Raw genomic sequence first — 25,141 nt, forward strand, 5'->3', positions numbered from 1 at the left:
CGGTGTCCGGGGGCAAGGACGCCGCCCGCTCCGGAGATTCAGATTTCGTGGTGGTCGCCAACCGGCTGCCGATCGACATGGAGCGGCTGCCCGACGGCAGCATGACGTGGAAACGCAGCCCGGGTGGTCTGGTCACCGCACTGGAGCCATTGCTGCGTCGTCAGCGCGGTGCGTGGATCGGCTGGCCGGGCATTGTCGACGGCCCCGAGGAACCCATCGTCGAGGACGACATGCAGCTCGTGCCGGTGCGACTGTCCGCCGAGGATGTCGCCGAGTACTACGAGGGTTTCTCCAACGCCACCCTGTGGCCGCTGTATCACGATGTGATCGTCAAGCCGATCTACCACCGGGAGTGGTGGGATCGCTACGTCGAGGTCAACCGGCGCTTCGCCGAGGCCACATCGCGGGCCGCCGCCGAAGGCGCCACGGTCTGGGTTCAGGACTACCAGCTTCAACTGGTGCCCAAGATGCTGCGGACGCTGCGCCCCGATCTGACCATCGGGTTCTTCCTGCACATTCCGTTCCCGCCGGTGGAACTGTTCATGCAGATGCCGTGGCGCACCGAGATCATCGAAGGTCTGCTGGGCGCCGATCTCGTCGGTTTCCATCTGCCCGGTGGCGCCCAGAACTTCCTGTTTCTGTCACGAAGGCTGGTCGGTGCCAACACGTCTCGGGCATCGGTTGGGGTGCGGTCCCGGTTCGGCGAAGTGCAGTTGGGCTTCCGCACGGTGAAGGTCGGCGCGTTTCCCATCTCGATCGATTCCGCCGAATTGGACAGCAAGGCGCGTAACCGCGACGTTCGTAAGCGAGCGAAGGAACTTCGCGCCGAGCTCGGCAACCCCCGCAAGATCCTGCTCGGCGTGGATCGGCTCGACTACACCAAGGGCATCGACGTTCGGCTCAGGGCGTTTTCGGAGTTGCTTGCCGAGGGACGCGCGAAGCGCGACGACACCGTACTGGTGCAGCTCGCCACCCCAAGCCGCGAGCGGGTCGAGAGTTATCGGGTGCTGCGCAACGAGATCGAGCAGCAGGTCGGCCACATCAACGGTGAATACGGTGAAGTCGGCCATCCCGTCGTGCATTACATCCACCGGCCGGTACCGCGTGAGGAATTGATCGCGTTCTTCGTGGCGTCCGACGTCATGTTGGTGACTCCGCTGCGCGACGGCATGAACCTGGTCGCCAAGGAGTACGTCGCCTGCCGCAGTGATCTCGGCGGCGCCCTGGTCTTGAGTGAATTCACCGGCGCCGCAGCGGAACTCCGCCAGGCTTACCTGACCAACCCGCACGATCTCGAGGGCGTCAAGGACACCATCGAAGCCGCGCTCAACCAGACTGCCGAGGAGGGTCGGCGGCGGATGCGGGCGCTACGGCGGCAGGTGCTGGCCCACGACGTCGATCGCTGGGCGCGGTCCTTCCTGGACGCGCTCGCAGGTAAGCCCGTCACCGGCGAGGCGTGAGTAGCCCAGAGGCCGATCAGTCGCGCAGCAGGCCCATCACGCCGAAGGTCCGCTCCGGATCGCGGTCAGCAAAGTAGGCCCCCATCGAGGCGCCCAGTGTCGTCGGATCCCACGCGGCCCCGTCCGCATCGAACTGATGCTCGGTGGTCGGTGCAGCCACCAACGCGACGGACGGCCCGTACACGACGAACACCTGTCCGTTGACCTTGTCCGAGGCCGGCGAGGCCAAGAAGCGCACGAGTGTCACCACGTGTTCGGGCGACAGCGGATCGACCTCACCCTCGGCCAGATCAGGAGCCTCGCCGAATACGTCGGCGGTCATCGCGGTGCGCGCCCGCGGGGCGATCGCGTTGGCCCGCACACCATAGCGGCCGAGTGCGCGGGACGCCGTCAGCGTCAGCGCCGTGATGCCCGCCTTGGCGGCTCCGTAGTTGGCCTGGCCGATCGGTCCCGACAGCCCGGCTTCGGATGTGGTGTTGATGATCCGGCCGTAGACCGATCCCCCGTTGTCCTTGGCCTGGTTGCGCCAATATGTGGCGGCGTTGCGGGTCAGCAGGAAGTGTCCGCGCAGGTGCACTGCGATGACTGCGTCCCAGTCCTCGTCGGACATGTTGAACAGCATGCGGTCGCGGGTGATGCCGGCGTTGTTGACGACGATGCTCAGTCCACCGAGTGAGTCGGCGCAGGACACCAGCTCATCGGCGGTCGAACGCTGGCTGATGTCGCCGGCGACCGCGACGCCTTTGGAGCCGGCGGCACTGATCTCATCGAGAACATCGGATTCATCGAGCGCCTTGGCCATGTCATTGACGACGACCGTCGCGCCGGAGCGGGCCAGACCGATGGCCTCGGCGCGGCCGAGGCCCGAGGCGGAACCGGTCACCACGGCGACGCGTCCGGTCAGATCGGCGGCGTCGCCGGTCACTTCTGCAGTCAACTTACTAATACCTCTAGTCTTTGCGGGTCAGTGCTGCGCGAGGGCATTCGGCGATGGACTGCTCGGCCAGCGCCTCCTGGTCGGCGGGGATCGGATCCTTGGTCACGATCACGTAGTCCTCGTCGTCCAGTTCGAAGAGGTCCGGCGCGATTCCCACACAGACAGCGTTACCTTCACAACGATCACGGTCGACTTCGACTCGCATGACAACCTCCTTGGCTGACAGACCCCAACGGCCGGGCGTTCGCAGCACCACGATACGACCAGATCGATCCATATCCCGGCCTAACGGGCGCTGGACCACAAGACTAGAACGTGTTACAACCAGGAGTGTCGGCGGGTCGTCGACAGCTTGCAACTTTCAGCGGAGGATCGAGTCGATGCGGATCAGTTACACCCCCGAACAAGAGGAGCTGCGCCGCGAGCTGCGCTCGTACTTCGGCAAGCTGATGACGCCGGAACGCCTGGAAGCACTCACGTCGACCTCGGGCGGCGAGATCGGCACCGGCAACATCTACCGCGAGACCGTGTCCCAGATGGGTAAGGACGGCTGGCTCACGCTGAACTGGCCCGAGGAATACGGCGGCCAGAACCGCGACCCGATGGACTCCCTCATCTTCACCGACGAGGCGGCCATCGCCGGCGCGCCGGTGCCGTTCCTGACGATCAACAGCGTCGCGCCGACGATCATGGCGTTCGGCACCGAGGAGCAGAAGAAGTTCTACCTGCCCAAGATCGCCTCGGGCGACCTGCACTTCGCCATCGGCTATTCCGAGCCCGGCGCGGGCACCGACCTCGCGGCGTTGCGCACCACCGCGGTGCAGGACGGCGACGACTACGTGGTCAACGGTCAGAAGATGTGGACCAGCCTGATCCAGTACGCCGACTACGTTTGGCTGGCGGTGCGCACCAATCCCGAGGCGAAGAAGCACCGCGGCATCTCGGTGCTGATCGTGCCCACCACCGCCGACGGTTTCTCCTGGACTCCGGTGCACACGATGGCCGGCGTCGGCACGAGCGCCACCTACTACCAGGATGTGCGCGTACCGGTGAGCAGCAGGGTGGGCGAAGAGAACGGTGGCTGGAAGCTGGTCACCAACCAGCTCAACCACGAACGGGTGGCGCTGGTGTCGGCCCAGCCGATCTTCCTCGCGCTCAACCAGGTTCGAGAGTGGGCGCAGAACACCAAGGATGCCCACGGTAACCGCCTCATCGACTCCGAATGGGTGCAGCTCAACCTCGCCCGCGTGCTGGCCAAGGGCGAGTACCTCAAGCTGATCAACTGGGAGCTGGCCTCCGCCAAGAGCGGGACCCTCAGCCCCGCCGATGCCTCTGCGGCCAAGGTCTTCGGCACCGAACTGGCCACCGAGGCCTACCGGCTGCTGATGGAGATCCTCGGCCCCTCAGCCACCCTGCGCCAGGATTCGCCCGGCGCCCTTCTCCGCGGCCGGATCGAGCGGATGCACCGCGCGGCCCTGATCCTCACCTTCGGTGGCGGCACCAACGAGATCCAGCGCGACATCATCGGCATGGTCGCCTTGGGCCTGCCCCGAGTCAACCGCTGAACCAGACCGAGAAGACCTCTAAGGCTTAGGACCAACATGGACTTCACCAGAACAGAAGCGGCACAAGATCTTTCGGGCCTCGTCGGCACCATCGTCGACGCCGTCTGCACCCCCCAGCACCAACGTGAGCTGGACAGCCTCGAGCAGCGCTTCGACACCGAACTGTGGCGCAAGCTGATCGACGCCGACATCCTGTCCACTGCCGCACCGGAATCGGTGGGCGGCGCCGGGTTCGGTGTTCTGGAGCAGACGGCGATCCTGGCGGCGCTGGGCCGACAGCTGGCCGCGGTGCCCTACCTGGAGTCGGTCGTCCTCGGCGCGGGAGCGCTGGGCCGGGTCGGCACACCGGAACTGCGCGAGCAGTGGGCAGCCCCGGCAGTGGCCGGCGAGAAGATCCTGACCGTCGCCCTCGACGGCGAATGGGGCCAGGGCCCGGTGCAGGCCGCCGCCTCCGGCGGCGGGTTCCGGCTGACCGGCACCCGTACCCAGGTCCCGTTCGGTCCGGTGGCGGACGCGTTCCTGGTTCCCGCTGAAACCGATTCCGGCACGAAGGTCTTCCTGGTGGCCAAGGATGACGCGGGGGTATCGGTGACGTCGCTGCTGACCACGGGACTGAACAGCGCGGGCGAGCTCGACCTCGCCGGCGTCGAGGTCGGCGCCGACCGGATCGTCGGTGACGCCGAGGTGCTGGCGTGGTTGTCCACCCACAAGACGCTGGGGTACACCGCCTTCCAGCTCGGCGTGCTGGAGCGTGCGCTCGAGTTGACGGCCGAGTACGCCCGTACCCGCGAGCAGTTCGACCGGCCGATCGGTAGCTTCCAGGCGGTCTCCGCCCGGCTTGCCGACGACTACATCGACATCAAGGGCCTGGGCCTGGCGCTGGTGCAGGCCTCCTGGCGACTGTCGGAGGACCTGCCCGCCGACCCCGAAGTGGCCACCGCCGCGTTCTGGGCTGCCGAGGCGGGACACCGCGTCGCCCACACCACCGTGCACGTCCACGGCGGTGTCGGGATCGATGTCGACCACCAGGTGCACCGATACTTCCTCACTGCCAAGCAGATCGAGTTCGCACTCGGCGGCGCCACCACACAGCTGCGGCAGATCGGCCGTGAGCTGGCCGACACGCCGGCTTGACCGGATCGGTGAACCAGCCGACCGTCACCGACCTGCTGGCGCGGCTGGCTGACGTCGACGATCGCGGCATCCATGCCGACGATGGCTCGTATTCGACCTGGCGCCAACATATTCAGGACGCCGCCGACCTGGCGGCGGCGTGCAAAGCGCGGCTCGATCCGGCCAAGCCACCGCATGTCGGCGTCCTGCTGGGCAACACGCCGTTCTTCTCGTCGCTGCTGGTGGCGGCCGCGATGTCCGGGCTGGTTCCGGTCGGGCTGAACCCGACCCGCCGCGGCGAGGCGCTGGCGCGCGACATCGAGACCGCCGACTGTCAGCTGGTCCTCGCCGACGGTGATCTCGATACTTACGGCGCCGGGTTCGCCCCGGAGGGTACGGCCGTTATCGACGTCGGTTCGCCGGAGTGGGCCGATGAGCTCGCACGGTTTCGCGGATCCCCGATCTCGTTCGCGCCCAGCACGTTCGACGACCTGTTCATGCTGATCTTCACCTCGGGCACCAGCGGCGACCCGAAGGCGGTGCGCTGCACCCACGAGAAGGTGGCTGTCCCGGGTGTGATGCTGTCCGAGAGATTCGGCCTCGGACCCGCCGACACCTGCTATCTGTCGATGCCGCTGTTCCACTCCAACGCGGTGATGGCGGGCTGGGCCGTCGCGGTGGCGGCAGGGGCATCGATTGCGTTGCGCCGCAAGTTCTCCGCTTCCCAGTTCATCCCTGACGCGCGCCGGTTCAACGCCACCTACGCCAATTACGTGGGCAAGCCGATGTCCTACATCCTGGCCACGCCGGTGCGGCCCGACGATGCCGACAACCCGCTGCGGGTCGTCTACGGCAATGAAGCCGCGCCGCGCGACATCGACCGGTTCGCCGCGCGGTTCGGCGTGACGGTGGTCGACGGGTTCGGATCCACCGAGGGCGGCGTCAACATCGCCCGCACCCCGGACACCCCCGAGGGTGCGCTGGGCCCACTGCCCGAAGGTCTCGAGATCGTCGACGTCGACACCGGCGAGCCGTGCCCGCCGGGGGTCATCGGCGAACTGGTGAACCTCACCGGTCCGGGCAACTTCCGCGGCTACTACAACGCCCCGGACGCCGAGTCGGAGCGGATGACCGGCGGCGTCTACCACAGCGGCGATCTGGCCTACCGTGACGACGCCGGCTACGTGCACTTCGCCGGCCGACTGGGCGACTGGATGCGGGTCGACGGCGAGAACCTGGGCACCGCACCGATCGAGCGGGTGCTGATGCGCTACCCCGATGTGACCGAGGCGGCGGTCTACGCCATCCCCGACCCGGCGGTCGGTGATCGGGTGATGGCCGCGCTGGTCATGCCCGAGGGCGCGACGTTCGACGTGAACGACTTCCGCGAGTTTCTGACCGCCCAAAGTGACCTCGGGCCCAAGCAGTGGCCGGCGTTCGTGCGGGTCAGCACATCGTTGCCGCGCACTGAGACGTTCAAGATCATCAAGCGCAGGCTGTCGGCCGAGGCGCTGGAGTGCGCCGACCCGGTGTTCGAGGTACGGCGCTAGCCGGAATCGGTTGACCAAGACCTACGAGAGTCTTGCAACCCACGACGTGGGCAGGAAGGCTCGAGAAAGTCATGGCGACGAGGAAGCGGCATACTCCCGAGCAGATCGTACGCAAGCTGATGACGCTGATCGGCTGTTGGCCGAGGGCAAGGACACCGCGTAGGTGTGTCGCGAGCGGGGTCTCGGAGCAACCTACCCACCCGGAGGCGTAACCAGTTTGGTGGGCTCAAGCCCGAGGACGGGGGAAGGACGCGCTGCGGGAGATGACCCGGAGAAACTTCGAGCCCCGGAATGACGGCGGGAGGCCGCTTGTCATCTCCAGCCGGCCCCGGAGGTCGGCGAACGGTCACCACTCGCGCTCCCAGGCAGCCCCACGGTGAACCGCCAGGATGCCTGGGTCTGGGTGGGGTTCAGAGGGTGATCACAATTTTTTTGGCGGAGACGCCTTTCTTTTGCGCGTCGAGTCCGGCTTGGATGTGGTGAAGGCCGGTGCCGATGATGAGGGGGGCGGGGGCGGCGCGGTAGCGGCCGTCAGCGAGAGCCTGGGGCAGGAAATCGTTGTAGATGACGGTGCTGACTTCGTCGTCCATCAGAGAGGCGCCCCAGATCATCTTGCTGCCAACGTGTCTCATTCGAAATCTGATCTGCGTGGACACTGTTGAGGTTGCCACCCGCGCGATGAGCCGGGCAAGCTGCACGCTCTTGCTGCGACCCGGCGTCACGCTGGCGAACGACACCGGCGGGCTGGCGATGGAGACGAATTTGGTGCCAGAAGCAAAGCCCAAGATCTCGGCGCATACGCCCGCTGAGTCGGTGGCGACCGCGAGGGCTCCGGCAATCGTTCTGCCGTGCAACGCCGCAACGATGTCAGCCACCACAGTGGAGCTGTTGTAGTCGAAGACCTGGCCCGCACCCAGGCCCTTGACGTAGTCGAAGTTCCGTGGCGACGCGGTAGCGATGACGTCGTAGCCGGCCGCGACGGCGAGTTGGATGGCGTTGCTGCCGACACTGGTTGAGCCACCCCACACCAAGAGGGTCTTCCCTGTGGGTTTGGCTGTCGCCGAGGGATATTCGAGGCCCAACTGATCTTTTTGGAATAGCCCGCAGGCGGCGGTGGACAGGGCCAGTGGCAGCACCGCAGCGTCCTCGTAGGCCATGGTGGCTGGGATGGGGGCTGCCATGTGATCCAGGACGATGGTGTATTCCTGGAAGGCGCCCTCGGCGGCGCTGTTGCGGGCTTTCTCCGTGCCCACGGCATGCCCAAGGACACGGTCACCCACTGAAAATCGGGTGACACCGGGTCCGACCTCGACGACTTCACCGGCCAGATCGGAGCCGAGGATGAAAGGGTAGGTGATCCATCGAGTGAAGAGCCCCCCGGTGGCTTGGATGATCCAGTCGTACGGGTTGATCGCCACGGCGTGGTTGCGGACCACGATTTCGTGTTCGCCGGGATGCGGGTAGGGGGCGGCCTTGACTTCGAGGGCCGCGCCTTTGGATCCGATCCAGGCGGCGGTGTTGTTGGACATGTCAACTCATCCTTTCGTGGCGGGGTGAATGCCCCGTTCGGTCTTCGTATGGGTGGGGTCGGCGGCAGGGCTGATGGCGTCGCCGGTGAGGAAGCTGCCGCCGGCAGCCTCGGCGAGTTCGGAGCCGAACAATGCTCCGGGTGTGAACGCACCCGGGCGGCCGTCGCCGCGGAGCAGACGTTGGGTGACTTCGGCGGCGACCGCCGCGGTGAAGTCGTGTCCATCGCCGGTGCGCAGCCAACCGTCACGAACGCTGCCCGAGGGCCACCACACCCGGGCGTGACCCCAGGACGACGCGCGCGGGCGGTCGCCGGCGCGCACCCGAAGCTTGGCGATGGCGGTGGTGGCGAGGTTGCGTAGGCCGGGGATCCGCAAGACCGCCGAGATCGCCGGTAACACCCGTGTCAGGGCGCTCGTGGGCGTCAAGAAGGAGGCCGCAACCACGGAGTTGGCGTTACTAGCTCGCCATGCCGCGATCAACTCCCCGCTGGGACCGCTTCCGGTGGGCAGGACATCACCCTCGGGTGTGCTCAGCGTGACGGCATGTGCGCCGATCGCGGCGCGCACCAGGCGACCGTCGCGGACCTCCCGGCCTCCGGAAGCGAGGATCTCCACCAGGGTTCCGGCCAGCGCCGGGCCGAGGGCGCCGCTATCGGTGGCGACTGACGCGAGCGCATCGACACGCACCTGACTCGGGCGGGGTTGGCCCTGGCAAAGCCGCAACACCACACTCTCAGTGGCCAGCACACCGAAGCCCGCCCCGGTAACCAGCACCTGATCCGCAGCGGCGGCGCGGCGGTCGAGATCCAGGATCGATTCGACGGCGGTGAGTTCGTTGGCGATGTCAACGTAGTGCGTGCCTGCCGGGCAAGCCCTCGCGACCTGGGCTGCCGTGGTCGCGAACGGGCCAACGGTATTCACCACCACGGCCGGGGCGTCCTGGGCCAGCCGGGATAGCGCCGCATCGAGGTCGCCGACCACCAGTCGCGGCGTAGCCCCCAGCTCGGCGGCGACGTGCTCGAGGCGGTCGCGGGCTCTACCCACCAGTACCAGCGGCGCACCCTCCGCGTGCAGCCGTGCCGCGATCATCCGACCCGCCCGACCGGTCGCTCCCAAGATCCACACGTCATTGGTCGTCATCACGCCACTCCCGTCGTCACCTGCCATCATGTGATGGCATTGCGTGTCATCACACAGTAAGTCATGACACTGCGTGTCGTCAATGACGACATTGAATGTCATCAAACCGGTTACGATGGTCGCCATGAGTCGATGGCCGTCCGGCGCGCAAAGCAGGTTGGAGCGCGCCGCCTTGGAGCTGTTCGTCGAGCAAGGTTTCGCGGAGACGACCGTGCCGCAGATCACCGCACGCGCGGGATTGACGACGCGAACCTTCTTCCGGCACTTCGCCGATAAGCGCGAGGTCCTGTTCGCCTACCAAGCCGAACTCCCGACGGTGGTCGCCAACGTATTGGCCGACACCCCAGCCACCCTGGGCCCGATGGACGCAATCGTTCAGGGACTGCAGACCGTCGCCGCCGAGCTGGAAGGTCAGCGCGGCTACCTACTCACTCGACGCGGCATCATCGAAACCGACGACGGTCTACGCGAACGCGAGCTACGCAAACAGTCCATTCTCTCCGAGGCCATCAAGCTCGGGCTTCTCCAGCGTGGCGTCGATGAACTCACCGCAACCCTGACAGCCCAGATCGCGGTCAGCGTCTTCGGTGTAGCTGTCACCCGCTGGCTCGACCAGGACGAGCAACTATCACTGTTGCAAGTCCTCCACGAAACATTCACCGCCCTAACGGTTTTCGCCAAACGCCTCACCGCCGCAGCACCGACCGATGAACCCTGAGGGGGCACGCCCGACGACAACCTCGAGGTACCGGCGATACACCGATCATGTTGGGACAGCAAGTGAACGTCGGGAAGATCCAGGTCCGAGATACCGCGACTCTCGGGCTGGAGGCGCTCACGAGAGATCAACCCGCTGGGCTGGCCGCTGTACCCGTTGACAACTCTCGATTGCTGTGGACCACTCAGGGGGCCCGGTCAATTCGACCTTGACGCCACACCGAGCGCGAACATTTCGCCAAAACGTGACTCTCAGTGCGGTTTCAATGCAAGCTAGCCGGTGATCGAGGGCATGACCGCCTCGATGAGGTGCGGTCCCGGTTCGTCAAAGGCCCACCGCAGCGCGTCGGCGAACTCCTCGGCGGTGCCCACCCGGCGGGCCGGTAGCCCCATGCCTTTGGAAATTCGGACGAAATCAATTGTGGGACTGGTCAAGTCGAGGAGCGACTCGGCTTTCGGACCCGGCCGCTCCCCCGCCGCCTCGGCGCCCACCCGCTGCAGTTCGATGCGCAGGATGTCGTAGGCACGGTTCGCGTAGACCACCGTGGTGACGTCGAGTTGTTCGCGGGCCTGTGTCCACAGTGCCGAGATGGTGTACATCGCCGAACCATCGGACTCCAGACACAGCACCGGCCGATCCGGCGCAGCAATCGCGGCGCCGACCGAAACCGGCAGCGCGTACCCGATCGCCCCACCGGTGAGGGTGAGCCAGTCGTGCGCGGGGGCGCCGGCCGTGGCCTGTGCCAGAAGGACTCCCGACGTGTTCGACTCGTCGACGATGATGGCGTGTTCGGGCAGCAACGCACCGATTACGTCGGCAGAGGTCATCACGTTGAGCGGACCGCTCGGCAACGACGGCCGCGACATCGCCGCAAGGGCGGCAATCTCGGCCGGCGCGATCCGGTCGGCCAACGCGGTCAGCGCGGCCCTGGCGCCGACCGGTCCGGCGAGCGTGTGCACCGCACAACCGTCTGGCACCAGATCACTGGGCTTGCCCGGATAGGCGAAGAACGACACCGGATGCGGCGCACCGGCCAGCACCAGATGCTTGGCCCCCGCGAGCTGGGCGGTAGCCGCTTCGGCGAAGTAGGCCAGCCGCTCGACAGCCGGCAGTCCGGCGCCGCGCTCCAGTCGGGTCGGGAAGGTCTCGCACAACACCTGGGCCCCGTACGCCTGGGCGAGCCTGACCGCTGCGGACAGGCCGTCGGCCCCGGTGGCATCGCCCCCGACCATGATGACCGTGGGCTCACCGGAGCGAAGCACTGACTCGATCTGACCAGCATCATGAAGGACGGCGGCCGGCTGTGCCACAACCTCGTTCACACCGAATGCGCCCTCATCCCACGACACATCCGCGGGCAGGATCAACGTGGCGATGTGCCGGTGGGCACGCGCGGACGCGATGGCCGCGGCGGCATCGGCGGCCACGTCGGCGACCGCCATGGTCCTGCGTACCCAGCCCGATACGGTCCCGGCCACCGAGTCGATGTCCGACTCCAACGGCGCGTCGTATTTCTTGTGATAGGTGGCATGATCACCGACGATCACGACCGCAGGCACATGCGCGCGTCGTGCGTTGTGCAGATTGGCCAGGCCATTACCCAGTCCGGGGCCCAGGTGCAGCAGGACCGCGGCGGGCTCGTTCGCGATGCGTGCGTAACCGTCGGCGGCCCCGGTGGCGACGCCCTCGAACAGGGTGAGCACGCCACGCATCTGCGGCACGGTGTCCAGCGCGGCGACGAAGTGCATCTCCGAGGTGCCGGGGTTGGCGAAGCACACCCGCACCCCGTGGTCGACCAGGGTCGAGATCAGTGCCTGTGCGCCGTTCATGCGGCCACCGCCCCGAGTTTGGCGAAGACCCGAGTCGCGTTGTCGTGCAGATACGCCGAGTGGGTCGACTCGGACAACCCGAGTTCGTCGAGGCCGTCCAGCGCGTGCGTGTGTCCGATCATCGGATAGTTGGTGCCGAACAACACTTTCCGTGCACCGGTGCCGGTCTTCATAAAGCTCACGAGCTCCTTCGGTAGCCGCCGGGAGGTGTAGGCAGAGGTGTCGATGTAGACGTTCTCGTGTTTGCGGGACACGGCGACCATCTCTTCGGTCCAGGGATACCCGACATGACCGCAGACGATCGTCAGTTTGGGGAAGTCCAGGGCGATCTCGTCGATGTAGGGAATCGGCCGACCGGTCTCCGACGGTCGCAGCGGACCCGTGTGGCCCACCTGTGTGCAGAACGGCACCCCGAGTTCTACGCATTCGGCGAACAGCGGGTAGTACCGACGGCCGGTTGGGGGGTGCACCCCACAGCCACGGCACCACTCGCAGCCCGACGAAGCCGTCGTCACGGACCCGCCTGCGCAGTTCGCGGACCGCGTCCATGGGGCGGTCGAGATCCACCGCGGCCAGCCCTGCGAACCTCGACGGGTGCTGGCGAACCCATTCGGCCACTTCGTCGTTGGACACCAGGTCCGCACCGTGGGGTCCACGCCAGGCACTGAGCAGGCCGACTCCGACGCCGGCGGCATCCATCGCGGAGACCGTGACCTCGATCGGCAGGTCACCCTCGGGGATCCGCCCACCGGTCCACCGACGCAGCGACGCGAGGAAGTCGCTGGCCAGAAACCGACGGGTGGGGTGCTGCATCCACACGTCGATGGTCATCGCGTTCGACTGTAGACGCGCGACGCACCTAGCTCTCGCGGATCGAGTCCAAACGTCGCGTCGCGGCCTCGAAGCCCGTGACCAGTTCGGCGATGATGTCGGCGACCGGACGGATCTCGTTCATCCGCCCCACGATCTGACCGACCGGCATCGCGACGGTGGACGGGTCCTCGGACGCGCTCATCCGCTGATGCGCCTCGGAGACCAGGATGTTCTGCAACGGCATCGGCAGCGGCTCGGGTGCACCCTCGGCGTCCCACGCCTCGGTCCACCGGCTCTTGAGCAGGCGGGCCGGCTTGCCGGTGTAGATGCGGCGGCGCACCGTGTCGCTCGAGCTGGCCGCCAGCAGCGCCTCCTGGATCACCGATGCGCCGCCCTCGGTGCGAACACCGAGGTCGTACTCGGCGGCGGTCAGGAACGCAGACCCCATCCAAACACCCTGTGCGCCAAGCGCGAGCGCGGCAGCCACCTGGCGGCCGGTGCCGATACCACCCGCTGCGAGCACAGCGACCGGCCGGTCCAGCCCAGCTAACCCATCGGTGACCTCCGGCACGAGCACCATCGAGGCGATCTCGCCGGTGTGCCCGCCGGCCTCGTGGCCCTGGGCGATCACGATGTCGACGCCGTTCTCCGCGTGCCGCTGCGCATGCTTGGCGCTTCCGGCCAGCGCCGCCACCGGAACCCCGGCCTCGTGAACCTGGTCGATGACGTCCTTGGGAGGAGAGCCCAGCGCGTTCGCGATGAGCTTGATGGGGTGCCGCAGCGCAACCTCGACGTGGCTGCGGGCCACCGAGTGAAGCCACCCGAGCACGCCTTCAGACTTCGCCTCGTCCTCGGGCAGCGGCGGCACTCCCAGGTCGGCGAGCGTCTTGGCGACGAAGTCCCGATGTGTTTGCGGGATCAGCTTGTTGATGTCGATCGACGAGCCCTCGGTGGGGACCTTCGCCGGCATCACGACGTCGACGCCGTACGGCTTGCCTTCGGTGTTGGCGTCCATCCACTGCAGCACGGCTTCGAGGTCGTCGGGGTCGTTGAACCGCACGCACCCCAGGACACCCATGCCGCCGGCGCGGGTGACCGCGGCGGCCACCTTCTCCGACGGGGTGAAGACGAAGATCGGATATTCGATGCCGAAGCGATCGCAGAGCTCGGTACGCATCAGCTAGCGGCTCCAGCGTGCTTGGCGTGCACCTCGTCGGCGGGGCGCAGCTCGGTCTGGTCCTTGGCCCACTTGTAGTCGGGCTTGCCGGCGGGTGAGCGCTTGACCTCGTCGACGATCCAGAGGCTGCGTGGCACCTTGTAGCCGGCAATCTCCTTGCGCACGAACACATCCAGGTCGGCCAGCGACGGGCGGGCTCCCTTGCGGGGAGCGACGACGGCGGCGACGTGGTTGCCGAAGCGCGGATCGGGCACACCGACCACCAGGGCATCGAAGACGTCCGGATGGCCCTTGAGCGCGGCCTCGACCTCTTCGGGGTAGATCTTTTCGCCACCGCTGTTGATCGACACCGAGCCGCGGCCCAGCATCGTCACCGAGCCGTCCGCCTCGACCTCGGCATAGTCGCCGGGGATCGCGTAGCGCACGCCGTTGTAGGTCTTGAACGTCTCGGCCGTCTTCTTTTCGTCCTTGTAGTACCCGACCGGGATGTTGCCCTTCTTGGCGATCACACCCCGCACGCCCGATCCGGGCTTGACCTCGTTGCCGTCCTCGTCGAGCACGACCGTCCGATGGTCGATGGTGACCCGCGGACCACCGTTGTGGTGCTCGCCCTTGGCCACGATGCTGGTGCCACCGAAGCCGGTCTCCGACGAACCGATCGAATCGGTGATGACCCGGTTGGGCAGCAGTTCGAGCAGCTTCTCCTTGAGGCTGGTGGAGAACAGGGCAGCTGTGCTGGCCAGCAGGAACAGCGACGACAGATCGTATTCCCGGCCACCGTCCAGGGCGGCCTGCAGCGCGTCGAGCAGCGGCCGCGCCATGGCGTCACCGGTGAAGAACAGCAGGTTCACCTTGTGCTCGTGGATGGTGCGCCACACTTCGTCGGCGTCGAATTCCGGTGACAGCACGGTGGTTTGGCCGGAGAAGATCGACATCCAGGTCGCCGACTGGGTGGCGCCGTGGATCATCGGCGGGATCGCGTAACGCACCATCGGCGGGTTCTCCGCGGCCGCCCGCGACAGGTCGTATTCGTCCTTGACGAATTCACCGGTGGCAAAGTCGGTGCCGCCGAACAGAACCCGGTAAATGTCCTCGTGGCGCCACATCACGCCCTTGGGGAAGCCGGTGGTCCCGCCGGTATACAGCAGGTAGATGTCATCCTCGCTGCGCTCGCCGAAGTCCCGCTCGGGTGAGGCTTCGGCCAGTGCGGTGTAGAACTCCACGCCGCCGTAGCGGGCGAAGTCCTTGTCACTGCCGTCTTCGACCACGAGGATCGTCTTGACGTTCGGAGTTTCGGGAAGCACGTTGGCGACCCGGTCGGCGTACTGGCGTTCGTGCACCAACGCGACCATGTCGGAGTTGTCGAACAGGTACCGCAGTTCGCCCTCGACATAGCGGAAGTTGACGTTGACCAGGATTGCGCCCGCTTTGATGGTGCCCAGCATCGCGATCACGATCTCGATGCGGTTGCGGCAGTACAACCCGACCTTGTCGTCCTTCTTGACGCCATGGTCTAGGAGGTAGTGCGCGAAGCGGTTCGCCTTCTCCTCCAACTCGGCGAACGTGATTTTGTCGTCACCACAAATGAAGGCGACGCGGTCTGGCACGGCGTCGATGGCGTGCTCGGCTAGATCAGCTATGTTCAGGGCCACGGACCCAAATTAGAACGTGTTACATTTCCTGACAAGTCTGTGGCAGTGACGCTGGAAGGCAGGTACCCGTGAGCGAGTCCGAAAAAAGCCCCGATGCCCTCATTGAGCAGCGCGGACACACTCTCATCGTCACGCTGAACCGGCCCGAGGCGCGCAACGCACTTTCCACCGAGATGCTCTCGATCATGGTGGAGGCTTGGGACCGCGTCGACAACGATCCGGAGATCCGCACCTGCATCCTGACGGGCGCCGGCGGCTACTTCTGCGCGGGCATGGACCTCAAGGGCGCGACCAAGGCGCCTCCCGGTGACTCGTTCAAGAGCGGTGCCTTCGACCCGACGAAGATCGAGGGTCTACTGAAAGGACGCAGGCTCACCAAGCCGCTGATCGCGGCCGTCGAAGGCCCCGCCATCGCGGGCGGCACCGAGATCCTGCAGGGCACCGACATCCGGGTGGCGGGTGAGAGCGCGAAGTTCGGTATCTCCGAGGCCAAGTGGAGCCTGTATCCGATGGGGGGCTCGGCCGTCCGCCTGCCCCGGCAGATCCCGTACACCATCGCCTGCGACCTGCTGCTGACCGGCAGGCACATCACCGCCGCAGAGGCGCTGTCCTACGGGCTGATCGGGTACATGGTGCCCGACGGCACGGCGCTGGACAAGGCGCTCGAGATCGCCGAGGTGATCAACAACAACGGCCCTCTCGCCGTGCAGGCGATCCTGAAGACCATCCGCGAGGCCGAGGGCATGCACGAACTCGACGCATTCAAGCCCGACACCGCCAACGGCATCCCGGTGTTCCTGTCCGACGACGCCAAAGAAGGTCCGCTGGCGTTCAAGGAGAAGCGGGCCCCGCAGTTCAAGATGCGCTAGGCGCCTTCGGGGCCGTCGCCATTGCCGCGACGATCTTGTCCGCCGCGAAACTGGCTGCCTGCGCGGTCATTCCGTTCGCGGCGTAGGCCTGGTGGGCCCCATTGTCTCGGCCGGTCGGCGAGCAGATGGGATCTTCGGGGACGCACTGGTCGATGGTCTTCGCGGCGTAGAGGCTGCCCACCGTGATCGGCGGGGCGGTCCGGTCGATGGTGTTCAAGAACCCGTTGGACGGCTTGCCGAACAGCGCGACAGCCGAGACATGCTTGGCGATCTCCGGCGCCATGGGCCCGGTGATGCCGTCGGGTGGGATGTAGCCGTCCGGGATCTTGTCGGCGGTGACGTAGCCGGCCACCGCCGCGCCCTGCGAATAGCCGCCAAGCACCATCTTGGTGTTCGGACACCGATTCGCCATGTCGCGTACCCGGTTACTCGCATCCACCACGCCGTCAGCCGCGGTCGAAAACTGCAGTGAAGCGGGGTAATTCACCGCATACACGTCGACCGACTTGCCCGCCAGTTGTGGCTGAGCTCGCAGCTCGTCGACGAACGCCTGCCCGATACCACCGACGCCCGGCGGTTCGAATGTGCCGCGGGCGAACACCACCTCAACGTCGGGACAGCCCTCGTCGGCCGAGGCGACCGGGCTGCCCGTCGGCGCCGTCACCAGCGCCGCGGTGGTCAGCATCGCGGCAAGAAAGAACCGCCGCAGGTAATGGGCCTGGTCAGATTCATTCACACTCATGTCGCCCCACAACTAGTCACGATGTCGCCCCGGTCCGGCCAGCACCACCGCTCACCCCGAGGTGGGGTCGTGGTTCCCAGAATCGGGAGTACCCAAACACCCGAGAACACGCCGAGCGTCACCCCGGCGGCACGGTGGGCGTCGGCCGTGACTCTGGTGTGACGGTCGCGCGAGTCGCGCCTAGGCCAGCACGGGCCGCGACGGAGTGAACACCACCGGCATCTGCTCGAGGCCGCTGACGAAGTTGGCGGGGCGCAACGGCAGCGCGGAGTCGTCGGCGAGCCGCAGGTCCGGCAGACGTTCTAGAACCTTGCGCACCATGGTGCTCAACTCCAGGCGAGCCAGCTGATTGCCGAGGCAGAAGTGGGTTCCGAAGCCGAAGGCCAAGTGGCTGTTCGGGTTCCGGTCGATACGGAAGTTCTCCGGGTCACCGAACACCGACTCGTCGAAGTTGGCGGCCTCGAACATCAAGAGCATCTTCTCGCCCTGGCGCAACTGAGTGCCGTGGAAGTCCACATCGCGCATGGCGGTTCGGGCCATGTTCTTCACCGGCGAGGTCCAGCGCAGCATCTCCTCGATGGCCGCGGGTATCAGGCTCGGGTCGGCGACCAGATGCTGCCACTGATCCCGATGGCGCACAAGCTGTTCGGTGCCGCCCGACAATGTGTGCCGGGTGGTCTCGTCGCCGCCGATGAGAATCAGCAGGGTCTCGAAGATGATCTCGTCGTCCGCCATGCGCTGGCCTTCGACCTCGGAGTTGACCAGGATCGAGAACAGATCGTCGGTCGGCTCGGCCCGGCGCTTGGCGATGGTGTCGGTGGCGTACGCGGAATAGCCGGCGAACGCATCCATCACCGCCTGCAGAGTTTCGGCGTCAGCAGCCGAGTTCAAGCCGCACACCAGGTCGTCGGACCACTTCAACAGCGTCGAGCGTTCCTCGGGCAGCACACCGAGCATGTCGCCGATCACGGCCATCGGCAGCGGGGCCGCGATATCGCGGACGAAGTCGCACTCCCCCCGCTCGCACACCGCATCGATCAACGTGTCGCACAACGTGTCGATCCCGGCGACCTTGTCCATCACCCGCTTACGAGTGAAGCCTGCGTTGACGAGCTTGCGCCGCAACAGATGTCCGGGATCGTCCATGTCGATCATGTAGGGCATGCCCGGGTTGTCGGGCCGGATGCCGCCGGTGTTGGAGAAGGTCTCGGGATCGCGCTCGGCGTCGATGACGGCCTGGTAGCTCGTCGCAGCGGCAAGACCTTTGCGGTCGCGAAATACCGGCTGGTTGGCCCGCATCCAGCGATACGCCTCGCGCGCCCCTCCGTCGGCATAGAAATTGCCATCCGTCAGATCAACATTCGGCTTGGCCGGCGCCAGAGTGCCTGTCATTCGGTTCCCTCCACTACTTTTCGTTCACGCTTGGTGTCAAAGCGGTTTACAGTGACCGCATGTCTGATTCGCAGCACACGATTGCCGGCACGGTGCTCACCATGCCGGTACGCGTTCGCAAGGCCGACGTCCACACGGCTATGTTCTCGGTTCCGGCCGACGCCGCGCAGCGACTTGTCGATTACAGCGGACTGAAAGTCTGCGAATTCCGCCCCGGCCGCGCAGTGGTCAACCTGATGCTGGCTCGCTACATCGACGGCGACCTGGGCAAGTACAACGAGTTCGGAACTTGCGTGATGGTCAATCCGCCGGGCTCGAATGCCCGCGGGCTCAAGGCACTCGGAGATGCCGCGGCATTCATCCACCACCTGCCCGTGGACCAGTCCTTCACTCTCGAGGCCGGCCGCACCATCTGGGGCTTCCCCAAGATCATGGCCGACTTCAACGTGCGCGAGGCCAACCCGTTCACCTTCGACGTCAGTGAGAACGGTTCGCTGATCGCCGGAATCGAGTTCCACCGGGGTCTGCCGATCCCGTCGCTGCGCCCGCGCACCCAGGTGCTCAAGACCTACACCTTCGCCGACGGCACCACTCGCGAGGTGCCCTGGGAGATGAAGAATTCGGGCGTCCGCTTCCGGCCGGGCGGCGCCACGCTGCGGCTCGGCGACCACCCCTACGCCAAAGAGCTGGCGTCGCTGGGGCTGCCCAAGCGCGCGATGGTGTCGGGATCGGTCGCCCACGTCGACATGACGTTCGGCGACGCCCACGTGCTGAGCTGAGCCGAGCGTCATCCGGTCAATCTAGAGCCCTGACTAGACAACTCGCAAGAAGTGTCTACAGCAGCGCTGCGGCCTCGTGGATCTGCTCGGGGCTGCGGGCGCCGATCACCATCATCGTCACCCCTGCGGCCTCCCACGCGACGATCTGTTTGCGCACGTAGTCGATGTCGCCGACGATCGCCGAGTCGTCCACGAGCTCGTCGGGCACGGCCTTGGCGGCATCATCTTTGCGGTCGCTGCGGAACAGACGGGTGACCTCGTCGACGACCTCGGCGTACCCCATCCGCCGATAGACGTCGGCGTGGAAGTTGGTGTCTTCTGCGCCCATTCCGCCCATGTAGAGCGCCAGGTGGGGCTTGATCAGGTCCATGATCGAGGCGCGGTCGTCGGTGACGACCACCTGCGCGGTCGCGCAGATCTCGAAGTCCTCGCGGCTGCGGCGAGCACCCGGACGGGCGAAGCCTTCGTCGAGCCACTCGTTGTACATCGGCGCCAGTCGCGGTGAGTAGAAGATCGGCAGCCACCCGTCACAGATCTCGGCGGCCAGCGCCACATTCTTGGGGCCTTCGGCACCCAGCATGATCGGGATGTCGGCCCGCAGCGGATGCACGATCGGCTTGAGCGGCTTGCCCAACCCGGTGGTGCCCTCGCCGGACAGCGGCAGCGGATAGTGCGGGCCGGCGCTGGTGACCGGCGCGTCACGCGCCCAGACCTGGCGGATGATGTCGATGTACTCGCGGGTGCGCGCCAACGGCTTCGGGAACTTCTGCCCGTACCAGCCCTCGACGACCTGGGGTCCGGAGACACCCAGCCCCAGGATGTGCCGACCTCCCGAGAGGTGGTCCAGCGTCAGCGACGCCATCGCACACGCGGTCGGGGTACGCGCAGAGAGTTGCACCACCGAGGTGCCCAACCGCATCCGGGTGGTTTCACGCCCCCACCACGCCAACGGGGTGAATGCATCCGAGCCCCACGCCTCGGCGGTGAACACGGTGTCGAACCCGGCCTCCTCGGCCACGGCCACCAGCTCCGCATGGTTTGTCGGGGGTTGCGCGCTCCAGTATCCGAGTTGCAGACCCAGCTTCATCGGTGCCGCCTTTCTGGCCGGGACACGGTCCTTGCCACGATTCTTAGAACCTGTTCTACTCGATGATGTGACCACCAGCCAAAGCAGCCCGGTGCAGATCGACGCGCATCAGAAGCCCCTTTCGGCACCGCTGAAGCTGTCATTCGACTACACCCGTTCAGTCGGACCACTCCTCGGCCAGTTCTTCACCGCACTGCGTGAGCGACGTATCCTCGGTGTCCGCGGTTCGGACGGGCGAGTGCTCGTACCACCCGCTGAGTATGACCCCGTGACTTACGCGCCGTTGACGGAGGTGGTGCCGGTCGCCGGTGCCGGTACCGTCGAGTCGTGGACCTGGCAGTCCCACCCCCTGGAGGGCCAGCCGCTGGACAAGCCGTTCGCCTGGGCGCTGATCAAGCTCGACGGCGCGGACACCACCCTGCTGCATGCGGTGGCCGCGGATTCGCCCGGCGAGATCAGCACGGGCGCGCGGGTCCACGCGCACTGGATCGACGAGCCCGTCGGCGCGATCACCGATATCGCGTACTTCGCGCTCGGGGACACCGAAGAATCCGTCGAACAGTCTCCTGACGACCGCGAGCCGGTGACCATCCTGGTGTCGCCGAGCAGCATCGAGATCCAGCACACCGCATCGCTTCCGGAGAGCGCATTCCTGCGCGGACTGGAAGACGGCAAGCTGCTGGGCGCCCGTACCGGCAGCGACGGCAAGGTCTACTTCCCGCCGAAGGAAGCCGACCCGGCCACCGGCCTGGAGCTGGACAACTTCATCGAGCTGCCGGACAAGGGCACGGTGACGACGTTCGCCATCATCAACATCCCGTTCGCCGGGCAGCGCATCAAGCCGCCGTACGTCGCGGCCTACGTGTTGCTCGACGGCGCCGATATCCCGTTCCTGCACCTGATCCAGGAGATCGAGGTCGCTGACGTGCGGATGGGCATGCGGGTGCAGGCGGTGTGGAAGCCCCGCGAGGAGTGGGGTCTGGGCATCGACAACATCGAGTACTTCAAACCGACCGGCGAACCCGACGCCGAATACGACACCTACAAGCACCACCTCTAAAGGGAATCGCCACATGACTTTTCGCGACGTAGCGGTCGTTGGCTTCGCGCATGCTCCGCATGTCCGGCGTACCAACGGCACCACCAACGGCGTCGAGATGCTGATGCCGTGCTTCAAATCGCTCTACGACGAGCTCGGGCTGAAGCAGACCGACATCGGCTTCTGGTGCTCCGGTTCGTCGGATTACCTTGCCGGCCGCGCGTTTTCGTTCATCTCTGCGATCGACTCGATCGGTGCAGTGCCGCCGATCAACGAATCGCACGTCGAGATGGACGCGGCCTGGGCGCTGTACGAGGCGTACATCAAGGTCCTGACCGGCGAGGTCGAGACCGCGCTGGTGTACGGCTTCGGCAAGTCCTCGGCGGGCACGCTGCGCCGGGTGCTCGCACTGCAGACCGACCCGTACACCGTCGCGCCGCTGTGGCCCGATTCGGTGTCGATGGCAGGCCTGCAGGCGCGATTCGGCCTGGACTCCGGCAAGTGGACCGAAGAGCAGATGGCTCAGGTCGCCCTCGACGCGTTTGCCGCAGGCGGCCGCACCGACAAAGTGGCAGTGAACGGATCCATCAGCGAACTGCTGGCTCAGCCGTACTTCGCAGATCCGTTGCGGCGCCACGACATCGCTCCGATCACCGACGGGGCGTCGGCCATCGTGCTGGCGGCCGGTGACCGGGCGCGTGAGCTGCGGGAGAACCCGGCGTGGATCACCGGTTTCGAACACCGCATAGAGACGCCGGTGCTCGGTGCCCGCGACCTCACCACGTCGCCGTCGACCGCGGCGTCGGCCAAGGCGGCCACCGGCGGCGACACCAGCTCCATCGAGATCGCGGAGCTCTACGCGCCGTTCAGCCACCAGCAGCTGATCCTGACCGAGGCGATCGGCCTGCCGGAGGCGACGAAGATCAACCCGTCGGGCGGCGCCTTGGCTGCCAACCCGATGTTCTCGGCCGGCCTCGAGCGGATCGGGTTCGCCGCCCAGCACATCTTCTCTGGCTCGGCGGGTCGCGTCCTGGCTCATGCCACCAGCGGCCCTGCGCTGCAACAGAATCTGGTCGCCGTGCTGGAGGGGAAGTAGTCATGGCCAAAAAGCTCGCCGCAGTCCTCGGAACGGGACAGACGAAGTACGTCGCCAAGCGCAAAGACGTCTCGATGAACGGTCTGGTGCGCGAGGCGATCGACCGTGCACTGGAGGACTCGGGGTCGACCTTCGACGACATCGACGCTGTCGTCGTCGGTAAGGCACCCGACTTCTTCGAGGGCGTGATGATGCCCGAGCTGTTCATGGCCGACGCCGTGGGCGCAACCGGCAAGCCGCTGATCCGGGTGCACACCGCGGGTTCGGTGGGCGGGTCAACGGCCATCGTCGCCGCCAGCCTGGTGCAGTCGGGCAAGTACAAGCGTGTGCTGACCATGGCGTGGGAGAAGCAGTCCGAGTCGAATGCCATGTGGGCGTTGAGCATTCCGGTGCCGTTCACCAAGCCGGTTGGCGCAGGCGCGGGTGGCTACTTCGCGCCGCACGTGCGTGCCTACATCCGTCGCTCCGGCGCACCCTTGAACATCGGCGCGATCGTGGCGGTCAAGGACCGGCACAACGGCGCCAAGAACCCACTGGCACACCTGCACCAGCCCGACATCACCGTCGAGAAGGTGATGGAATCCCCGATGCTGTGGGATCCCATCCGCTATGACGAGACCTGCCCGTCCTCGGACGGTGCGGCGGCCATGGTGATCGGTGACGAGGAAGCCGCCGACGCCCGCGTGGCCGACGGACATCCCGTCGCCTGGGTGCATGCGACGGCGCTGCGCACCGAGCCGCTTGCCTACGCCGGCCGCGACCAGGTCAACCCGCAGGCCAGCCGGGATGCGGCTGCCGCACTGTGGAAGGCGGCGGGGATCACCAGTCCGATCGACGAGATCGACGTGGCCGAGGTGTACGTGCCGTTCTCCTGGTACGAGCCAATGTGGCTGGAGAGCCTGGGCTTCGCGCCGGAAGGCGGCGGCTGGAAGCTGACCGAGGCCGGCGAGACGGCGATCGGCGGCAAGATCCCGTTCAACCCCTCCGGCGGCGTGCTGAGCTCCAATCCCATTGGTGCATCAGGCATGATCCGGTTCGCCGAGTCGGCGATCCAGGTGATGGGCAAAGCCGGCGATCATCAGGTCGAGGGTGCGCGCAAGGCACTGGGCCATGCGTACGGCGGCGGTGCGCAGTACTACTCGATGTGGGTGGTCAGCTCCGATAAGCCTGCCGCCAAATGACCAAGATGCAGTACACCATCAGCATCGCGTTCAGCCCGCTGGACCAGCTGATCGAAATCGCCAAGGCGGCTGAGGAACTCGGCTTCGACAACATCGCACTGCCGGACTCGATCTTCTATTTCGAGGAGCAGTCCGTCGACTATCCCTATACCGCCGACGGTAAGCGGATGTTCGACGAGAACTCGCCCTGGGTCGACCCGTTGATCCTCGCGGGCGCGTTGGGGGCGGTGACCTCGAAGCTGCGGTTCTACACCAACGTGATGAAACTCGGCTCGCGCAACCCGCTGCTGCTGGCCCGCCAGGTGGGCTCCGTGGCGAACCTGACCAACAACCGGTTCGGCTTCGGCGTGGGGATCGGCTGGGCACCCGAGGAATTCGAGTGGTGCGGGGTGCCGTATGCCAAGCGCGGCAAGCGCGTCGACGAGATGATCGACATCATCAAGCTGGTGCTCGCCGGCGGCATGGTGGAGCACCACGGTGAGTTCTACGACTTCGACCGGCTGCAGATGAGCCCGGCGCCGTCGGCGCCGGTGCCGTTCTACGTCGGCGGCCACACCGATGTCGCACTCAGGCGTGCGGTCCGGATCGGCGACGGCTGGACCAGCGCGATGATGACCTGCGACGAGTTGGCCGAGACGATCTCCACGCTCAAGAAGCTGCTGGCCGAGGCCGGCCGCGCCGACGACCCCTTCGAGTACCAGGCGGTCTGCATCGACAAGTTCGGCGTCGACGGTCACCGCGATCTGGTCAAGGCGGGCGTCACCGACTACATCGGGATTCCGTGGGTGTTCGAGGGGCTGCCCTTCGACGCGCCGGTGGACAAGAAGATCGACTCGATGAAGCGGTTCGCCGAGACCTACATCCACTCGGGCTGGCAGGAGCAGTGAGTTCACCGGCCCACGAGGCGGGACGGCGATCCCGCGAGGCGGCCATGGCTCGCGACAAGGAGGCATGGCTGGCGGTGTTCGCCGACGACGCGATCGTCGAAGATCCCATCGGCCCATCGCATTTCGACCCTGAAGGCAAGGGTCACCGCGGCAAGGAAGCGATCGCGAAGTTCTACGACATGGCGATCGCCCCCAGCGCGCTGACGTTTAATTTCGAGAAGACATACCAGTGCGGCAACGAGGAAGCCAACGTCGGCCACATCGTGATCGAGTCCAGCGGATACCGGGTGATCGCCGAGGGCGTCTTCACCTATCGCGTCGACGATGAGGGTAAGGTCGTCGCGCTGCGCGCGTACTGGGAGTTGGACAAGGCAACCGCCAGCGCTCAGAAGATCTAGGCGGCGGGCGCGGTCGCTTCGACGTAGGCCACCGGCCATTGCGCTGGTGCCGGTGCGGCCAACGAACAGGCCGCACACACGGCCGCTCCGATGGTGGGATAGCCACACGCCGGGCAGATATCGAGTGCCATCCTCAGTCCTCCACGCGCTACGCCTTGTCAGGTAGCGGTGACATACCCGGCGCCGAA

23 protein-coding genes and 2 pseudogenes are annotated in these 25,141 nt (G+C 66.3%); 13 read left to right on the forward strand and 12 right to left on the reverse strand.

Annotation, left to right across the window (positions count from 1 at the left end):
• Positions 1–2 precede the first annotated feature (2 nt).
• A complete protein-coding gene (locus Y900_RS09915; protein ID WP_036341699.1) occupies positions 3–1,460 on the forward strand; it encodes an alpha,alpha-trehalose-phosphate synthase (UDP-forming) in 1,458 nt (485 codons plus the stop codon).
• Between the two features lie 16 nt (positions 1,461–1,476).
• On the opposite strand, the gene Y900_RS09920 is transcribed toward Y900_RS09915, so the two are convergent.
• Both Y900_RS09920 and Y900_RS09925 read right to left on the reverse strand, forming a co-directional pair.
• Positions 1,477–2,397, reverse strand: coding sequence for a 3-oxoacyl-ACP reductase (locus Y900_RS09920; RefSeq protein ID WP_036341700.1), 921 nt, complete (start codon positions 2,395–2,397; stop codon positions 1,477–1,479).
• Between the two features lie 13 nt (positions 2,398–2,410).
• The gene (locus Y900_RS09925; protein ID WP_036346341.1) at positions 2,411–2,602 is read right to left on the reverse strand and encodes a ferredoxin; all 192 of its coding nucleotides are present in this window, start codon (positions 2,600–2,602) and stop codon (positions 2,411–2,413) included.
• A gap of 175 nt (positions 2,603–2,777) precedes the next feature.
• Between Y900_RS09925 and Y900_RS09930 the strand changes: the two genes are divergently transcribed.
• From Y900_RS09930 to Y900_RS31645, 4 genes and pseudogenes are all read left to right on the forward strand, one after another.
• Entirely contained in the window at positions 2,778–3,962 is a 1,185-nt protein-coding gene (locus tag Y900_RS09930) for an acyl-CoA dehydrogenase (protein ID WP_036341701.1), read from the forward strand.
• Positions 3,963–3,998: 36 nt separating this feature from the next.
• Complete coding sequence (locus Y900_RS09935; protein ID WP_036341702.1) at positions 3,999–5,096, forward strand: acyl-CoA dehydrogenase family protein; 1,098 nt, start codon at positions 3,999–4,001, stop codon at positions 5,094–5,096.
• An 8-nt stretch (positions 5,097–5,104) separates the two neighbouring features.
• The gene (gene fadD17, locus Y900_RS09940; RefSeq protein ID WP_036346343.1) at positions 5,105–6,625 is read left to right on the forward strand and encodes a long-chain-fatty-acid--CoA ligase FadD17; all 1,521 of its coding nucleotides are present in this window, start codon (positions 5,105–5,107) and stop codon (positions 6,623–6,625) included.
• Between the two features lie 71 nt (positions 6,626–6,696).
• Positions 6,697–6,880: pseudogene (locus Y900_RS31645) on the forward strand (IS3 family transposase); the annotation flags it as partial.
• 155 nt (positions 6,881–7,035) lie between these two features.
• Here Y900_RS31645 and Y900_RS09945 read toward each other — a convergent pair.
• Both Y900_RS09945 and Y900_RS09950 read right to left on the reverse strand, forming a co-directional pair.
• Positions 7,036–8,154 carry a zinc-binding alcohol dehydrogenase family protein gene (locus Y900_RS09945; protein WP_036341703.1) on the reverse strand — a complete coding sequence of 373 codons (1,119 nt, stop codon included), beginning with the start codon at positions 8,152–8,154 and terminating at the stop codon, positions 7,036–7,038.
• A gap of 6 nt (positions 8,155–8,160) precedes the next feature.
• The gene (locus tag Y900_RS09950) at positions 8,161–9,294 is read right to left on the reverse strand and encodes a saccharopine dehydrogenase family protein (protein WP_051660353.1); all 1,134 of its coding nucleotides are present in this window, start codon (positions 9,292–9,294) and stop codon (positions 8,161–8,163) included.
• Positions 9,295–9,418: 124 nt separating this feature from the next.
• Between Y900_RS09950 and Y900_RS09955 the strand changes: the two genes are divergently transcribed.
• Positions 9,419–10,012, forward strand: a complete 594-nt coding sequence (locus Y900_RS09955; protein ID WP_036346346.1) for a TetR/AcrR family transcriptional regulator — start codon at positions 9,419–9,421, stop codon at positions 10,010–10,012.
• 272 nt (positions 10,013–10,284) lie between these two features.
• On the opposite strand, the gene Y900_RS09960 is transcribed toward Y900_RS09955, so the two are convergent.
• From Y900_RS09960 to Y900_RS09975, 4 genes and pseudogenes are all read right to left on the reverse strand, one after another.
• On the reverse strand, positions 10,285–11,841 hold the full coding sequence (locus Y900_RS09960) for an acetolactate synthase large subunit (RefSeq protein WP_036341704.1): 1,557 nt from the start codon (positions 11,839–11,841) through the stop codon (positions 10,285–10,287).
• Positions 11,838–12,540, reverse strand: a pseudogene (locus Y900_RS33710) (amidohydrolase family protein). Before Y900_RS33710 ends, Y900_RS09960 begins: the two are co-directional and overlap by 4 nt.
• 160 nt (positions 12,541–12,700) lie before the next feature.
• Complete coding sequence (locus tag Y900_RS09970) at positions 12,701–13,831, reverse strand: NAD(P)H-dependent flavin oxidoreductase (RefSeq protein WP_036341705.1); 1,131 nt, start codon at positions 13,829–13,831, stop codon at positions 12,701–12,703.
• Complete coding sequence (locus Y900_RS09975; RefSeq protein ID WP_036341706.1) at positions 13,831–15,483, reverse strand: medium/long-chain-fatty-acid--CoA/3-oxocholest-4-en-26-oate--CoA ligase; 1,653 nt, start codon at positions 15,481–15,483, stop codon at positions 13,831–13,833. The genes Y900_RS09970 and Y900_RS09975 overlap by 1 nt, the downstream gene beginning before the upstream one ends.
• 68 nt (positions 15,484–15,551) lie before the next feature.
• On the opposite strand from Y900_RS09975, the gene Y900_RS09980 reads away from it, so the two are divergent.
• Complete coding sequence (locus tag Y900_RS09980) at positions 15,552–16,352, forward strand: crotonase/enoyl-CoA hydratase family protein (RefSeq protein WP_036341707.1); 801 nt, start codon at positions 15,552–15,554, stop codon at positions 16,350–16,352.
• On the opposite strand, the gene Y900_RS09985 is transcribed toward Y900_RS09980, so the two are convergent.
• Both Y900_RS09985 and Y900_RS09990 read right to left on the reverse strand, forming a co-directional pair.
• Positions 16,339–17,037 carry a cutinase family protein gene (locus Y900_RS09985; RefSeq protein WP_051660354.1) on the reverse strand — a complete coding sequence of 233 codons (699 nt, stop codon included), beginning with the start codon at positions 17,035–17,037 and terminating at the stop codon, positions 16,339–16,341. The genes Y900_RS09980 and Y900_RS09985 overlap by 14 nt on opposite strands.
• 237 nt (positions 17,038–17,274) lie before the next feature.
• A complete protein-coding gene (locus tag Y900_RS09990; RefSeq protein WP_036341708.1) occupies positions 17,275–18,486 on the reverse strand; it encodes a cytochrome P450 in 1,212 nt (403 codons plus the stop codon).
• A gap of 59 nt (positions 18,487–18,545) precedes the next feature.
• Between Y900_RS09990 and Y900_RS09995 the strand changes: the two genes are divergently transcribed.
• Positions 18,546–19,265 carry an acetoacetate decarboxylase family protein gene (locus Y900_RS09995; RefSeq protein WP_036341709.1) on the forward strand — a complete coding sequence of 240 codons (720 nt, stop codon included), beginning with the start codon at positions 18,546–18,548 and terminating at the stop codon, positions 19,263–19,265.
• A gap of 55 nt (positions 19,266–19,320) precedes the next feature.
• On the opposite strand, the gene Y900_RS10000 is transcribed toward Y900_RS09995, so the two are convergent.
• The gene (locus tag Y900_RS10000; RefSeq protein ID WP_036341710.1) at positions 19,321–20,352 is read right to left on the reverse strand and encodes an LLM class F420-dependent oxidoreductase; all 1,032 of its coding nucleotides are present in this window, start codon (positions 20,350–20,352) and stop codon (positions 19,321–19,323) included.
• 67 nt (positions 20,353–20,419) lie between these two features.
• Here Y900_RS10000 and Y900_RS10005 point away from each other — a divergent pair, with 67 nt between their 5' ends.
• The 5 genes from Y900_RS10005 to Y900_RS10025 are packed head-to-tail and all read left to right on the forward strand — an operon-like array spanning position 20,420 to position 24,953.
• Positions 20,420–21,412 carry a Zn-ribbon domain-containing OB-fold protein gene (locus tag Y900_RS10005; RefSeq protein ID WP_192827492.1) on the forward strand — a complete coding sequence of 331 codons (993 nt, stop codon included), beginning with the start codon at positions 20,420–20,422 and terminating at the stop codon, positions 21,410–21,412.
• Positions 21,413–21,425: 13 nt separating this feature from the next.
• The gene (locus Y900_RS10010) at positions 21,426–22,487 is read left to right on the forward strand and encodes a thiolase family protein (RefSeq protein ID WP_036341711.1); all 1,062 of its coding nucleotides are present in this window, start codon (positions 21,426–21,428) and stop codon (positions 22,485–22,487) included.
• Between the two features lie 2 nt (positions 22,488–22,489).
• Positions 22,490–23,668: a thiolase family protein gene (locus Y900_RS10015; protein ID WP_036341712.1), complete on the forward strand. Its 1,179-nt coding sequence runs from the start codon at positions 22,490–22,492 to the stop codon at positions 23,666–23,668.
• Positions 23,669–23,673: 5 nt separating this feature from the next.
• Positions 23,674–24,555 carry a TIGR03619 family F420-dependent LLM class oxidoreductase gene (locus tag Y900_RS10020; RefSeq protein WP_036346354.1) on the forward strand — a complete coding sequence of 294 codons (882 nt, stop codon included), beginning with the start codon at positions 23,674–23,676 and terminating at the stop codon, positions 24,553–24,555.
• The gene (locus tag Y900_RS10025; RefSeq protein WP_036341713.1) at positions 24,552–24,953 is read left to right on the forward strand and encodes a nuclear transport factor 2 family protein; all 402 of its coding nucleotides are present in this window, start codon (positions 24,552–24,554) and stop codon (positions 24,951–24,953) included. Before Y900_RS10020 ends, Y900_RS10025 begins: the two co-directional genes overlap by 4 nt.
• Here Y900_RS10025 and Y900_RS33435 read toward each other — a convergent pair.
• The gene (locus Y900_RS33435; RefSeq protein ID WP_272945545.1) at positions 24,950–25,084 is read right to left on the reverse strand and encodes a hypothetical protein; all 135 of its coding nucleotides are present in this window, start codon (positions 25,082–25,084) and stop codon (positions 24,950–24,952) included. The two genes, Y900_RS10025 and Y900_RS33435, sit on opposite strands and share 4 nt — an antisense overlap.
• Positions 25,085–25,141: the final 57 nt, after the last annotated feature.

Origin of the sequence: Mycolicibacterium aromaticivorans JS19b1 = JCM 16368 (assembly GCF_000559085.1) — a bacterium.
Taxonomy (GTDB): Bacteria; Actinomycetota; Actinomycetes; order Mycobacteriales; family Mycobacteriaceae; genus Mycobacterium; species Mycobacterium aromaticivorans.

Bases quoted from the DNA above. Each gene is read 5' to 3' on its own strand.
- Y900_RS33435 (WP_272945545.1), bottom strand. From the start codon at position 25,084: ATGGCACTCGATATCTGCCCGGCGTGTGGCTATCCCACCATCGGAGCG.
- Y900_RS09930 (WP_036341701.1), top strand. From the start codon at position 2,778: ATGCGGATCAGTTACACCCCCGAACAAGAGGAGCTGCGCCGCGAGCTG.
- Y900_RS09955 (WP_036346346.1), top strand. From the start codon at position 9,419: ATGAGTCGATGGCCGTCCGGCGCGCAAAGCAGGTTGGAGCGCGCCGCC.
- Y900_RS09925 (WP_036346341.1), bottom strand. From the start codon at position 2,602: ATGCGAGTCGAAGTCGACCGTGATCGTTGTGAAGGTAACGCTGTCTGT.
- Y900_RS09970 (WP_036341705.1), bottom strand. From the start codon at position 13,831: ATGCGTACCGAGCTCTGCGATCGCTTCGGCATCGAATATCCGATCTTC.
- Y900_RS09995 (WP_036341709.1), top strand. From the start codon at position 18,546: ATGTCTGATTCGCAGCACACGATTGCCGGCACGGTGCTCACCATGCCG.
- Y900_RS10000 (WP_036341710.1), bottom strand. From the start codon at position 20,352: ATGAAGCTGGGTCTGCAACTCGGATACTGGAGCGCGCAACCCCCGACA.
- Y900_RS09990 (WP_036341708.1), bottom strand. From the start codon at position 18,486: ATGACAGGCACTCTGGCGCCGGCCAAGCCGAATGTTGATCTGACGGAT.
- Y900_RS10015 (WP_036341712.1), top strand. From the start codon at position 22,490: ATGGCCAAAAAGCTCGCCGCAGTCCTCGGAACGGGACAGACGAAGTAC.
- Y900_RS10020 (WP_036346354.1), top strand. From the start codon at position 23,674: ATGCAGTACACCATCAGCATCGCGTTCAGCCCGCTGGACCAGCTGATC.
- Y900_RS09945 (WP_036341703.1), bottom strand. From the start codon at position 8,154: ATGTCCAACAACACCGCCGCCTGGATCGGATCCAAAGGCGCGGCCCTC.
- Y900_RS09935 (WP_036341702.1), top strand. From the start codon at position 3,999: ATGGACTTCACCAGAACAGAAGCGGCACAAGATCTTTCGGGCCTCGTC.
- Y900_RS10010 (WP_036341711.1), top strand. From the start codon at position 21,426: ATGACTTTTCGCGACGTAGCGGTCGTTGGCTTCGCGCATGCTCCGCAT.
- Y900_RS09950 (WP_051660353.1), bottom strand. From the start codon at position 9,294: ATGACGACCAATGACGTGTGGATCTTGGGAGCGACCGGTCGGGCGGGT.
- Y900_RS09985 (WP_051660354.1), bottom strand. From the start codon at position 17,037: ATGCTGACCACCGCGGCGCTGGTGACGGCGCCGACGGGCAGCCCGGTC.
- Y900_RS09960 (WP_036341704.1), bottom strand. From the start codon at position 11,841: ATGAACGGCGCACAGGCACTGATCTCGACCCTGGTCGACCACGGGGTG.